Genomic DNA, 12723 nt, shown 5'->3' with positions numbered 1-12723 from the left:
AGTGGATTGCGGCGATGTTAACTCTTGATCTTTGCCCCTCTTGCATCCACCTAACACGAGAAGGCCGAGGTGCCCGATTTCTGTGCTGTAAAACTCCCGTCACAAACGGTGGTAGGCGGAACGATCCCCGGTCGTTAATATGAGATTCGCGGTTGGCCTGATGGCGACCGCGACATGAAAGGTTGGACAATGGCCAAAATATCCAAGGCTCCCAGCGACGGCGTCTTCGCAGTCCTCCCACTGCGCGACATCGTGGTGTTCCCGCATATGATCGTTCCGCTCTTCGTTGGGCGTGAAAAGTCGATCAAGGCGTTGGAAGAGGTGATGGGTCAGGAAAAGCAGATCCTGCTTGCCACCCAGATGAATGCCGCCGATGACGATCCCGAGCCCGATGCCATCTTCGACATCGGCACGCTCGCCAATGTGCTGCAATTGTTGAAGCTGCCCGACGGCACCGTCAAGGTTCTGGTCGAAGGCGCCTCGCGCGCGAAAATCGTCTCCTTCACCGACCGCCCCGACTTCCACGAGGCCCGCGCCACGGCGCTGGTCGAGCCGGAAGAGGAAGAGGTCGAGGTCGAGGCGCTGGCGCGTTCGGTCGTCACCGACTTCGAGAACTACGTCAAGCTGAACAAGAAGATCTCGCCCGAAGTGGTGGGTGCCGCCAGCCAGATCGACGACTATTCCAAGCTCGCCGATACGGTTGCCTCGCATCTCGCCATCAAGATCCCTGAAAAGCAGGAGATGCTGGCCACGCTCTCGGTCAAGGAGCGGCTGGAAAAGGCGATGGGCTTCATGGAAGCCGAAATCTCCGTCCTGCAGGTGGAGAAGCGCATCCGCTCGCGCGTCAAGCGCCAGATGGAGAAGACCCAGCGCGAATACTACCTCAACGAGCAGATGAAGGCGATCCAGAAGGAGCTCGGCGAAGGCGAGGACGGCCGCGACGAGGCCGCCGAGATCGAGGCGCGCATCAAGAAGACCAAGCTTTCCAAGGAGGCCCGCGAAAAGGCGGAAGCCGAACTGAAGAAGCTGCGGACAATGTCGCCGATGTCGGCTGAATCGACCGTTGTGCGCAACTATCTCGATTGGCTGCTGTCGATACCGTGGGGCAAGAACTCCAAGGTCAAGCAGGATTTGGCCTATGCGCAGAACGTGCTCGACACCGATCATTTCGGCCTCGACAAGGTCAAGGACCGCATCGTCGAATATCTCGCCGTTCAGAGCCGCCAGAAGAAGCTGAAGGGGCCGATCCTGTGCCTCGTCGGCCCTCCCGGCGTCGGCAAGACCTCGCTCGGCAAGTCGATCGCCAAGGCGACCGGCCGCGAATTCATCCGCATGGCGCTTGGCGGCGTGCGTGATGAGGCCGAGATCCGTGGCCACCGGCGCACCTATATCGGCTCGATGCCCGGCAAGGTCATCCAGTCGATGAAGAAGGCGAAGAAGTCCAACCCGCTCTTCCTGCTCGACGAGATCGACAAGATGGGCCAGGACTTCCGTGGCGATCCATCGTCGGCGCTGCTCGAGGTGCTCGATCCCGAGCAGAACTCGACGTTCATGGACCATTACCTCGAGGTCGAATACGACCTGTCGAGCGTGATGTTCGTGACGACGGCGAACACGCTGAACATCCCTGCGCCCTTGATGGACCGCATGGAGATCATCCGTATCGCCGGCTACACCGAGGACGAGAAGATCGAAATCGCCAAGCGGCACTTGCTGCCCAAGGTGGTGCGTGACCATGCCCTGCAGCCGAAGGAATTCTCCATCGGCGAGGACGCGATCCGCGCTATCATCCAGACCTACACCCGTGAAGCGGGCGTCCGTAGCCTGGAGCGCGAGTTGATGAAGCTTGGGCGCAAGGCGGTGACCGAGATCCTGAAGACGAAGAAGAAGACGGTGAACATCACGGCGGCGAACCTCGCCGACTACCTCGGTGTCCAGCGCTTCCGCTTCGGCCAGGTCGAGGCTGACGATCAGGTCGGTGTGGTCACCGGTCTTGCCTGGACGGAAGTCGGCGGCGAACTGCTGACCATCGAAGGCGTCATGATGCCCGGCAAGGGCCGCATGACGGTGACCGGCAATTTGCGCGACGTGATGAAGGAATCGATCTCGGCGGCGGCCTCCTATGTCCGCTCGAGGGCGATCGATTTCGGCATTGAGCCGCCGCTGTTCGACAAGCGCGACATCCATGTGCACTTGCCGGAAGGCGCTACGCCGAAGGACGGCCCGTCTGCTGGCGCCGCCATGGCTACGGCTATCGTGTCGGTTCTGACGGGTATTCCGGTCCGCGCCGATGTGGCAATGACTGGCGAGATAACGCTTCGCGGCCGCATCTTGCCGATCGGTGGCCTCAAGGAGAAGCTGCTTGCCGCGCTCCGCGGCGGCATCAAGAAGGTGCTGATCCCGGAAGACAACGCCAAGGATCTGGCGGAGATTCCAGACAACGTGAAGAACGGCATGGAAATCATTCCGGTCTCGCGGGTCGGCGAAGTGTTGCGCCACGCACTGGTGCGCATGCCCGAGCCAATCGAATGGGTCGAGCCCGTCAATCCCCCGGCCGCGACTGACACGGCGGATGACGCTGGAAAGTCGCTTGCGCATTAGAGTCTGCTAAAGTTGCAGCGCACAAACAGAAAGCCGGGCCTCGCGCCCGGCTTTTTCATGTTAAAATCCCCGGATTTCCGGGCTTTTTTCCACTTTTCCCGGGCTTTTCGACTTGGTTGCGGGAACGCTTCTTTCTAAAGTCCGTTTCCTGCCGGATGAGTCGTATGTTCCGGCGTTCTCATGGAAGGGAATTTTTATGAACAAGAACGAACTGGTGTCCGCTGTCGCCGACACCGCGAGCATTTCGAAGGGTGACGCGCAGTCGGCGGTCGATGCGGTATTTTCCGTGATCACCGGCGAACTGAAGAAGGGCGGCGATGTACGGCTTGTCGGCTTTGGCAATTTCACCGTGTCAAAGCGTGCGGCTTCGACCGGCCGCAACCCGCAGACCGGCGCTGAAGTGCAGATCCCGGCACGCACCGTGCCGAAGTTCTCGGCCGGCAAAGGCCTCAAGGACGCAGTCAACTAAGCGCGTTTTTTTCTTTTTTCAGAGACCAGAAAAGCCGGGCTCCCCGGCTTTTCCTTTTTATCTCTGCCTGGAGGCGGATGATTGTCATGCGGTTGGCGCATCCGCACGCATCAGACCTTCCTGTTTGAGGTCGGCCCAGAGGGCGGCGGGCAGTTTCGCGTCGAGCAGCGCCCGGTTGCTTTCTACTTCGCTCGGCCGCTGGCCGCCGGGGATCACTGAAACGACCGAGGGGTGCAGCAGCGGGAATTTGAGCGCCGCCTCGATCAGCCGCACGCCATGGCGTTTGCAGACAGCTTCGATGCCGGCGACCCGGTCGAGAATGTCCTTGGGCGCTTCGGAATAGTTGTAGTAGGCGCCGGGCTTTGGTCCCGTTGCAAGGATGCCGGAATTGAAGGGGCCGCCGAGAACGATGCCGATGCCGCGTTTCTGGCAAAGCGGCAGGAAGGACGTCAGCGCCTCCTGTTCGAGCAGCGTGTAGCGTCCGGCCAGCAGAAACAGGTCGAAATCGCCGCGCTCGGCCAGTGTCTGGGCAACCTGCCATTCATTGATACCGCCGCCGAAGGCCTTGATGACGCCCTGGTCGCGCAGCGACAGCAGCCCGTAATAGCCCGAGCGCATGAACTCCTCGATGCGCCGGTCGGACGCCTCCTTGCTGCCATGGGTGAAAATGTCGACATCGTGCACGAACAGGATGTCGATCCGGTCGACACCCAAGCGTTCGAGCGAGGCTTCGAATGAGCGCATGATGCCGTCATAGCTGTAATCGTACACCTCCTGACGCGACGGCGTGTCAAAGAACTTGCCTATGCCTGTGCGCTGCTCTGGCGGGCAGGCGCGCATGAGGCGTCCGACCTTGCTCGACAGCACGTAGTCGTCGCGCTTCTTCGAGCGCAGGAACGGATTGAGGCGTGTTTCGGATAGGCCAAGCCCATAGAGCGGCGCGGTGTCGTAATAGCGGCAGCCGGTCGCCCAAGCGGCGTCGAGCGTTGCATTGGCATCCTCGTCCGAGACGGCGCGATAGAGATTACCCAGCGGCGCGGTGCCGAAGCCGAGTTCTGTAAAGGTGATGCCGCCATTGCCGATGCGGTCGAAATGCCGTGTCTTCATATCTTAGAGGTGTCCCGGGTTGATTTGTCTGACATGACATTATCACGCCTGTGGCCCGGCAAAAGCGCTGCACAGCGTTGGACATGCATTTTCGCCGTTGCTAGCATGAACGAAATCAAGCTGTTCGTGGAAAAATCCGGGATGATTTCGAGCGCGGGTTTGCCGTGAGCGACCAGAACGAAAACCTGTTCAGAACCGCGCTCGACGAACTTGGCGCCGTGCTGGCGCGAGTGGATGAAGGCCGCATCGATGCCGCGTGCAATATGTTGGCCGATGCCGGGCGGATCGTCGTCTATGGCTGCGGCCGCGAGGCCCTGCAGGTCAAGGGTTTTGCCATGCGGCTATATCATCTGGGACTGCCGGTCTCGGTGGTCGGCGACATGACCACGCCGCCGCTGGGGCCGGGCGATGTTTTCCTGGCCAGTTCCGGGCCGGGAGAAACCTCGACGGTGCTCACCTTGATGCGCGTCGCGCACGAAGCCGGCGCGACAAATCTGCTGCTGACCGCTCAGTCTGGTGGTAGTGCGGCGCGGCTGGCTGACGCCACGCTGCTCATCCCGGCCCAGACCATGGCCAATGACCAGGGACCGCAAAGGACTTCGGTGCTGCCGATGGGCTCGCTATTCGAGGGGGCGCTGTTCCTGCTGTTCGAGGTGATGGTGCTGAAGCTCAAAGCCCTGACCGGTGCGTCGCCTGAAGCCATGCGCGCGCGCCACACCAACATGGAATAGATCATGCGCTATGAACTGATGCTGCCGCACCAGATCCGCAAGGCGATCGCCGAAAACTGGCCGGTCGTTCTGCCGCTCGGCGTGCTGGAATACCATGGCGAGCACATGGCCGTCGGCATGGACACGCTGGCCGTCATCAAGACGCTGGAACTGTTCGAAAAGGAGAGGCACATCGTCATCCTGCCGCCTTTCTACTATGGCGCGGCGAGTTACGCGGTGGCACCCCCGGAAGGCAGTGGTTCGGTGCAGGTCGGCGGCAATCAACTGGCGCCATTCGGCGAGGAGCTGTTCTACAGCCTGCTGCGCATCGGTTTCCGCAACATCCACGCCATCATCCACCACCAGACCGAGAATTTCGCCGCCGGCATGCCGACCGATCTGGCCTTCAAGACCGCGGGCCGGCAGGCCATCTTTCGATTTCTCGAAAAGGAGCGCGGCGAGGGCTGGTGGGGTTCGAACACCATGACCGATTACTATGCCGGCCATGCCCAGGGTGAGAATGTCTTCAACTGGGTGCAGGTGCATCCACTGATGCCGGCCGCTATGAATGGCAAGTATCCGTTCGATCATGCCGGGATCGGCGAGACGTCATTGATGCTGGCGCTATATCCGGAGGCTGTTGACGCGGCGCACTTCGCCGACAACAAGAGCTGGTATACGGCGAGCGCCAAGGATGCGTCGGCGGAACTCGGGCACAAGGGCGTCGCCATGATCATGGATCACCTGCGCACGATCCTGAAGGCTTAGCCTTTTGTCCTCAGCCAGGCGCTCGGCATGAGGCCCTTCGGCGTAGCGATCGTGCCCTTGTAGCCGACCCGGATGTTGCACGCGCCCCGGTGCTTCGCCGTCACGCCTATCCGGCCTATTTCACGGCTCCCGCTGTCATGCCCATGATCAGATAGCGTTCCAGGGCGATGCCGATGACCGCCAGCGGCGCGATGGCCGCGGTGGCAAGGGCCGCCATCGACCACCAGTTGATGCCTTGCGAGCCGGTCTGGCTCGCCACCATCACCGGGATGGTCTTGGCATCGGTCGAGGTCAAAAGGGCGGCGAAGAAATACTCGTTCCAGCACAGCACCATCGCCAGGATGAAGGCGGCGACCATGCCCGGCAGCGCGATCGGCATGACGATGCGCAAGAATGCGCCCCAGATCGACAGGCCATCGACGAGTGCTGCTTCCTCCAGTTCGACCGGTATCGAGTTGAACTGGTCGCGCATGATCCAGATGACGATCGGCAGCACCATCAGCGTGTAGAGCAGGATCAGCCCGACGCGCGTGTCTAGCAGGCCGACCTCCCGGTAGAGGACCAGGAAGGGCAGGGCGAGCACCACAGGCGGCAGGATCAACTGCGACAGGAAGAAGAACGAGATATCCTCGTTCTTGAACCAGGCGAAGCGATAGCGGTAGCGCGTGAGGCTGTAGGCGGCGAGGCTGCCGATGATGATGGCGAGGCTCGACGCGCCAACCGAGGTGATGACCGAATTCATGAAGCGCTTGAAGAATTCGTCACGCACCGTGGAGGTCTGGGAAATCGAATCCGGCGACAGGCCAAGCGATCGCCAACCCTTCCAGTCCGGCTGGAAGTCTATGAAGGGGATGAGATGCCCTTGCGTGACGTCGACCGCCGATTTGAACGAGGTCGTTATCGTCCAGTAGATCGGGAACAGGCAGATGAAGGCCCAGAACACCAGCGCGCCGTAGATGAAGACGCGGCTGGTGATGAAGCTCGCCGGAGAGCGGATTTCGGAGGCGGTATAGTCGGTGGTCTGAACGCTCATGATCCGGCCACTCAGTTGACGTTGCGCACGAAGCGGTTGGCAAGCTTCAAGAGCCAGGTCACGAACACGACGATGATGACGAGATAGGCCATCGCCAGCATGGTGCCGTAGCCGACATTCGAGCGGTCGCGGTATTCGCGGTAGATGAAGCTCGATACGGAATCGGTCGCACCGCCCGGGCCGCCCGACGTCACCGTGATGATGATGTCGGCAAGCTTCAGCTTGAAGATGATGCGCAGGATCACCGCCGTCACCGACACCGGCAGCATCAGCGGGAAGGTGACCTGCCAGAAGGTCTGCCATGCGGTCGCGCCGTCGACGCGCGCCGCCTCGAGCACCTCGCGCGACATTGCCTGCAGGCCGGCGAGCAGCATGATCATCATGAACGGAATGAAGGTCCAGGCATCAAGCAGCATGATCGAGATGCGCGCGGTGATCGGGTCGGAAAAGAAGGCGGGATTGTCCCAGCCGAGATGGCGTGCCAGCGTTGCCGCCGGTCCGAACCGGTACTCCATGAGTGATTTGCCGATCATCCAGGACACCGCCACGGGCGACAGCATCAGCGGCATCAGGAAGACGACGCGGAAGAATTTTCGCGCCCGGATCTGCGCGTTGAGCAACAACGCCAGCCCGAAGGCGATGACATATTCGACCAGTACCGCCAGCACATAGAGCACCATGTTGAACAGCGCGTTGCGGTAGTAGGGATCGCCGAGCATCTGCCAGAAATTGTCGAGCCCGTTGAACCTGCGGCCACTGAAGGAACTGAGATTCCAGTCGGTGAGCGCTATGTAGAAACCGAACAGCGTCGGGAAGATCACCATGGCGATGGTGAAGAGCAGCGCCGGCAACAGGAACAGCGCGCGCTGGCCGTCCTCGCCACGCGTCAGAACCTGGCCGATGCCGAGTGCCACGCCCCACAACACATAGGCATAGACGACAGGACGCCACGTCTCGAAGCCGATCGTATCGATTTCGCTCTTGTAGAGGATCTGCACCACGATGGTCGCTAGCAAGCCAAACGTGGCGATTGTCATCAGCGCCCAGCCGAGACGTTTGCGGCCCGGCGGGATCAGATCATAAGGGACGGCGTCAGCCGGCCACTGGTGTGCGGTCGAAGTCTGGTCAGCCACAAATCTCGCCCGTTTTTAGAAAGTTCCGCGATGGCCGGAGGTCAGACATGGTCCGGCGGATCGCCCGCCGGACCATGGTGTGTATGGGCATTAGGCCATGCCGAGCGAAGCCTTATAAAGCTTGATCTGCTTTTCGCGGCCGATCTGGTCTGTCAGCTTTTCCCAGGCTGCGGCGATGGCATCCGCACCTTCCTGTGCCTTCATCTTGCCGGCGAAGGTGTTGGCCAAAATGTCCTCGGCGGCGCTGTAATACTGGAAGATGCCGGGGATGCGCGGCTCGATCGCCGCGTTGGGATGGTTGTAGCTATCGCCTTCCGACTTGAGGTAGGAGGTGATGAAGGCTTCGTCGTAGCCCGCGGCCACCCATTCCGGAATGTCGAAGTGCGAATTGCGGTAGGGCTGGAAGCCGGACGGATACATTGCCGTCCAGATCGACAGGTCCTTGCCGCCGAGATGGGCGGCGGCCGACCAGGCCGCCTTCTTTTTCTTTTCGTCCTTGTCGACGCGGGCCATGACATAGACGCCCCAGCCGAGATAGGCGCAGTTCGGCGAATAGTTCGGACCGCTGGCCAGCTTTTCCCATTTGCCAGTCTTGGAATTGTAGACATCGTCGGAGCCCGGCAGGATCGAGAAGCCGGTGACATCGCCGATGACCGATGAATCATTGGTCTTGACGTTCGAGCCGACGTCGCCCCACCAGGGGATCATCGAGCCCGTGCCGGCCAGGAATTGCTGGAAGGCGGTTGTGTTCGGGTCGGCGTTGATCTGGTCGGCGGGTTCGGAGGGCAGAGCGTCGATCACGTCCTGGATGGCGCGCACCCAGGCAGGGTTGTTGATCCGCGGCTTCATCGTGTCGGCGTCGAACAGCCAGGCCTTGTCGTCGGGGTGTTTGGCGTAGGCGGTGGCGCGGCTGCCCAGGAAGTAGAAACCGAAACCGCCCCATGGCTTGGGTGCATCGAGATAGCCATAGACATCCTGGCCCTTGAACTTCTTGCCCTTGAGGAACTTGGTCACGGCCTGCACCTGCTGCCAGGTTTTCGGCACGCCCCATTCGCCCTCACCGCCGCCATCCTTCCACTGCTTGGCAAGGTCCGCGTCTGCGAACACATCGGTGCGGTAATTGAAATTGTGCGTGTCGCCATCGATGGTCACGCGATACTGCTTGCCGTCCCACGTGCCGACCGGCGGCTTCAGATAGTTGACCAGATCGTCGAAATCGATCTGTTTCTTGACCCAGTCGGGCATCTCCGACGTCAGGCCCTTGCCGCAGACATCGCCTTCGAAGGGCGCGCCCATCTCGATGATGTCGAAGTCGACGGTGCCGGTGGCGATCGACTGCTGCAGGCGGGCGTTGTAATCAGCCTGCGCCAGGTCGATCCAGCTGATCTTGGCGCCCGTATAGGCCTCCCACGGCTTCAGGAAGCCGCGGAACAGCACATTGTGCAGGTTCTGGTTGTTGAGACCCATGAATGTCAGCTCGACGCCGGCGAACTCGCCTTGCTTGACATTTGCCTTGGTCGCGTCGAGGCAGAGCTCGCCGACCTTCTGGAAATCGGCATCGGTCGGCTGGCCTTTGCCAACGCCGGGAATCTGCAGGATTTTCGCACGAAGTTCGCTTGCCGCGGAGGCAGGGCGCGTCAAGGCGCCGAGCCCTGCACCGGATGCCGCCGCGATCGCCGCCATGCTGGCAGCGCCCTTCAATATGTCACGCCTGGTCGCACCAGCGCTGACCAGTTTTTCGTAAAGACCTATTCTCATCGATTATTCCTCCCAGAATATCTGCGTGAACGGATGTAGCCAAACTTCTCAGGCATTGGAGCGCCAACGATTCTCCCGGCTCGGAAACGAAATACGCAGGCCCCCACCTGCTCGATTGAAATTCCGATTTTGCGGTTCGGGAAACCAGCGTTCGGACCAGCGCCCATCACTATTCTCACAACCAAACGCCGTGTCAACGAGAACAGGTTTTTATCTATAAGAGACCGACTTGCCCTGGCAGGTCGCGTTGGTTAGCTTCTGCGCCTACGGCCAGTGGAGCCGATGGGGGAGATATGGCTCAAGTCACAATCAGCAAAGTGGCCAAGGCATTTGGAACCGTCAAGGTTCTGCACGAAGTCAGCGTCGATATTTCGGATGGTCAGTTCGTGGTGCTGGTCGGTCCCTCGGGTTGCGGCAAGTCGACATTGCTCAGAATGGTGGCCGGGCTGGAGACCGTCTCGGGCGGCACGATCGCGATCGGCGACCGCGTCGTCAATCATCTGCCGCCGGCAAAACGCGACATCGCCATGGTGTTCCAGAACTATGCGCTCTATCCGCACAAGACTGTGGAGCAGAACATGGCGTTTGCCCTCAAATTGCGGAAAACCGATCCGGCCGTGGTCGCCGAGCGGGTCAAGCGGGCCGCCGACATCCTCGACCTCAACCCTTACCTGAAGCGCTACCCCCGGCAGCTTTCCGGCGGTCAGCGCCAGCGCGTGGCCATGGGCCGCGCCATCGTGCGCGACCCGCAGGTGTTCCTGTTCGACGAGCCGCTCTCCAATCTCGACGCCAAGCTGCGCGTGCAGATGCGCACCGAGATCAAGGAACTGCACCAGCGGCTGAAGACCACCACCATCTACGTCACCCACGACCAGATCGAGGCCATGACCATGGCCGACAAGATCGTCGTCATGCGCGATGGCCACATCGAGCAGGTCGGCGCGCCGCTGGATCTGTTCGACCGGCCGGCGAACCTGTTCGTCGCCGGCTTCATCGGCTCACCTTCGATGAACCTGCTCAAGGGCGTCATGCGCAAGGGCGGCGTCGACATTGCCGGAACGATGTTCCCGCTGGTTCCCAACAATGTCGTCGAGGAGGGGCGTGGCGTCGTCTACGGCGTGCGGCCCGAACATCTCGAAATCCACCCCGACGGCGTGCCGGCGAAGATTTCGGTGGTCGAGCCGACCGGCTCGGAGACGCTGGTGTTTCTCCGCTTCGGCGAAGGCGAGATGGTGGCGCTGTTTCGCGAGCGCCATGACTTCAGGCCCGGCGATACGTTAAAGCTCCGGCCAAGGCTGGACCACATCCATCTGTTCGACGCCGAGACCGGCACGCGTCTCTGATCTTAAACGGAGTTCACGAGGACCATCATGCTCAAAGGGATCGATCCGCTGCTCAATGCCGATGTGCTCCAGGCATTGCGGGCAATGGGCCATGGCGATGACCTGATCATCGCCGATACCAACTTCCCGTCCGATTCGGTGGCACGCCAGACGGCGCTCGGCCGGCTGCTGCGCATCGAAGCGTCGGCGGCGCAAGTGGTCAAGGCGGTGCTGTCGCTCTACCCGCTGGACACGTTCGTCGACGATTCCGCCGCCCGCATGGAGATCGTCGGCAAGCCGGACGAGATTCCGCCGGTGCAGAAAGAGGTGCAAAAGGAGATCGACGAGGCCGAGGGCAAATCCTGGCCGATGCTGCCGGTCGAGCGCTACGCCTTCTACGAGCGCGCCAAGCAGGCCTATTGCGTCATCCAGACCGGCGAGCGCCGCTTCTATGGCTGCTTCGCCTTCCGCAAGGGCGTTGTGCCGCCGGATGCGGAGTAGCGGCATGGCTTCGGGCACGCCGATCATCATCCTCGGTGTCTTTGTCGCCGACACCGCCTATCGCGCCGATCGCCAGCCCCGCATGGGCGAAACGATCCTCGGCAACTCCTTCAAGCTTGGGCCGGGCGGTAAGGGATCGAACCAGGCCGTGGCTGCCGGCAAGCTCGGCGCCGACATCACCTTTCTGACAAGGCTTGGTGTCGATGCCTTCGCCGACATGGCCAGGCGGACCTGGAAGGATGCCGGTGTGAAAAGCGCCGTCATCGACACGCCGGACAGCTACACGGGCGCCGCCTACATCTTCGTCGAGGAGGGAAGCGGCAACAACGCCATCATCGTCAGCCCTGGCGCCGCCATGTTGATCTCGCCCGGTGACATCGAGGCCAATGCCGCCCTGGTCGGTGGCTCCGGCGTTTTTGTCACCCAGCTCGAACAGCCGATCGATGCCGCGATGCGGGCACTGGAGATCGCGCGCGGGGCAGGGGTGACGACCATCCTCAATCCCGCCCCCGCCGCCAAGCTTCCCGACAGCATCTATGCGCTCTGCGACTATCTCACGCCCAACGAGACAGAGACCGAGGAACTGACCGGAATGAAGGTCTCCTCGGTCGACGACGCCCGCGCCGCCGCCGGAAAGCTGCTCGAAAAAGGTGTCGGCACGGTCATCGTCACGCTGGGCGACAAGGGCGCGTTGCTGCACACGAAGAATCGCTCCGAGCACATCCTGGCGATCAACGCAGGTCCAGTGGTCGAAACCACGGGGGCGGGGGACGCCTTCAACGGTGGCCTTGCCGCCGCGCTGTCGCGAGGCGTGGAGCCGCTGGAAGCGGTGCGATTCGCCTGTGCCGTCGCCGGCATTTCGGTGACGCGACCCGGCACGGCGCCGTCGATGCCGGCACTGCAGGAGGTCGAGGCGCTGCTGGCGAAGGTTAAAGAAGTTTGAAGGCTTGAATGGTGGGCGATGACGGGCTCGAACCGCCGACATCTTCGGTGTAAACGAAGCGCTCTACCAACTGAGCTAATCGCCCGCTCCGGGCCGGACCTTTAAGCGGTCGGGACCGGCTTCGCAAGGCCAAATGACAGTCAACGCCCTGATCGCAGGCCGTATTTGCGAACAAAACGCCGGCTGTCAAAAAACCTTCTCCAGTTTGCTGTTATGATGGTTTGGTGCGCTTGACACCCGGTGGCGAACCCCTTATCCAGCGCCCCAACGACGAACACGGCTGACACGTGCTCGTCAATGCGCGGGTGTAGCTCAGTTGGTTAGAGTGCCGGCCTGTCACGCCGGAGGTCGCGGGTTCGAGCCCCGTCACTCGCGCCA

General features: G+C 61.5%; 11 protein-coding genes and 2 tRNA genes. 8 read left to right on the top strand and 5 right to left on the bottom strand.

Annotation, left to right across the window (positions count from 1 at the left end; genetic code table 11):
* Positions 1–189: 189 nt before the first annotated feature.
* Together lon and FJ938_RS07840 are read left to right on the top strand one after the other, a co-directional pair.
* Positions 190–2601, top strand: a complete 2412-nt coding sequence (lon, locus tag FJ938_RS07845) for an endopeptidase La (RefSeq protein ID WP_140692796.1) — start codon at positions 190–192, stop codon at positions 2599–2601.
* Positions 2602–2797: 196 nt separating this feature from the next.
* Positions 2798–3070 carry an HU family DNA-binding protein gene (locus FJ938_RS07840; RefSeq protein WP_140609483.1) on the top strand — a complete coding sequence of 91 codons (273 nt, stop codon included), beginning with the start codon at positions 2798–2800 and terminating at the stop codon, positions 3068–3070.
* A gap of 84 nt (positions 3071–3154) precedes the next feature.
* Here FJ938_RS07840 and FJ938_RS07835 read toward each other — a convergent pair whose 3' ends face one another.
* Positions 3155–4177, bottom strand: coding sequence for an aldo/keto reductase (locus FJ938_RS07835; protein WP_140692583.1), 1023 nt, complete (start codon positions 4175–4177; stop codon positions 3155–3157).
* A gap of 164 nt (positions 4178–4341) precedes the next feature.
* On the opposite strand from FJ938_RS07835, the gene FJ938_RS07830 reads away from it, so the two are divergent.
* Entirely contained in the window at positions 4342–4908 is a 567-nt protein-coding gene (locus FJ938_RS07830; protein WP_140692580.1) for an SIS domain-containing protein, read from the top strand.
* A 3-nt stretch (positions 4909–4911) separates the two neighbouring features.
* Entirely contained in the window at positions 4912–5655 is a 744-nt protein-coding gene (locus tag FJ938_RS07825) for a creatininase family protein (protein WP_140692577.1), read from the top strand.
* Positions 5656–5770: 115 nt separating this feature from the next.
* Here FJ938_RS07825 and FJ938_RS07820 read toward each other — a convergent pair whose 3' ends face one another.
* The 3 genes from FJ938_RS07820 to FJ938_RS07810 all read right to left on the bottom strand — a co-directional run bounded on the left by FJ938_RS07820 (position 5771) and on the right by FJ938_RS07810 (position 9579).
* Positions 5771–6688 carry a carbohydrate ABC transporter permease gene (locus tag FJ938_RS07820; protein WP_140692574.1) on the bottom strand — a complete coding sequence of 306 codons (918 nt, stop codon included), beginning with the start codon at positions 6686–6688 and terminating at the stop codon, positions 5771–5773.
* An 11-nt stretch (positions 6689–6699) separates the two neighbouring features.
* Positions 6700–7821, bottom strand: coding sequence for a sugar ABC transporter permease (locus FJ938_RS07815; protein ID WP_140609473.1), 1122 nt, complete (start codon positions 7819–7821; stop codon positions 6700–6702).
* Between the two features lie 90 nt (positions 7822–7911).
* On the bottom strand, positions 7912–9579 hold the full coding sequence (locus FJ938_RS07810) for a sugar ABC transporter substrate-binding protein (RefSeq protein ID WP_140692571.1): 1668 nt from the start codon (positions 9577–9579) through the stop codon (positions 7912–7914).
* A gap of 293 nt (positions 9580–9872) precedes the next feature.
* Between FJ938_RS07810 and ugpC the strand changes: the two genes are divergently transcribed.
* The 3 genes from ugpC to rbsK are packed head-to-tail and all read left to right on the top strand — an operon-like array spanning position 9873 to position 12345.
* Positions 9873–10922 carry a sn-glycerol-3-phosphate ABC transporter ATP-binding protein UgpC gene (ugpC, locus tag FJ938_RS07805; RefSeq protein WP_140692568.1) on the top strand — a complete coding sequence of 350 codons (1050 nt, stop codon included), beginning with the start codon at positions 9873–9875 and terminating at the stop codon, positions 10920–10922.
* A 27-nt stretch (positions 10923–10949) separates the two neighbouring features.
* On the top strand, positions 10950–11402 hold the full coding sequence (locus FJ938_RS07800; protein WP_140692565.1) for an RbsD/FucU family protein: 453 nt from the start codon (positions 10950–10952) through the stop codon (positions 11400–11402).
* A 4-nt stretch (positions 11403–11406) separates the two neighbouring features.
* On the top strand, positions 11407–12345 hold the full coding sequence (rbsK, locus tag FJ938_RS07795; protein WP_140692562.1) for a ribokinase: 939 nt from the start codon (positions 11407–11409) through the stop codon (positions 12343–12345).
* Positions 12346–12354: 9 nt separating this feature from the next.
* On the opposite strand, the gene FJ938_RS07790 is transcribed toward rbsK, so the two are convergent.
* Positions 12355–12430: transfer RNA gene (locus tag FJ938_RS07790), tRNA-Val, on the bottom strand.
* 216 nt (positions 12431–12646) lie between these two features.
* On the opposite strand from FJ938_RS07790, the gene FJ938_RS07785 reads away from it, so the two are divergent.
* Positions 12647–12723 (top strand) — tRNA-Asp (locus FJ938_RS07785).

This window comes from Mesorhizobium sp. B2-4-14 (assembly GCF_006442155.1).
Classification (GTDB): domain Bacteria; phylum Pseudomonadota; class Alphaproteobacteria; order Rhizobiales; family Rhizobiaceae; genus Mesorhizobium.
The sequence above is the reverse complement of the archived record's forward strand: the minus strand, read 5'-3'. Positions and strand labels throughout refer to the sequence as shown.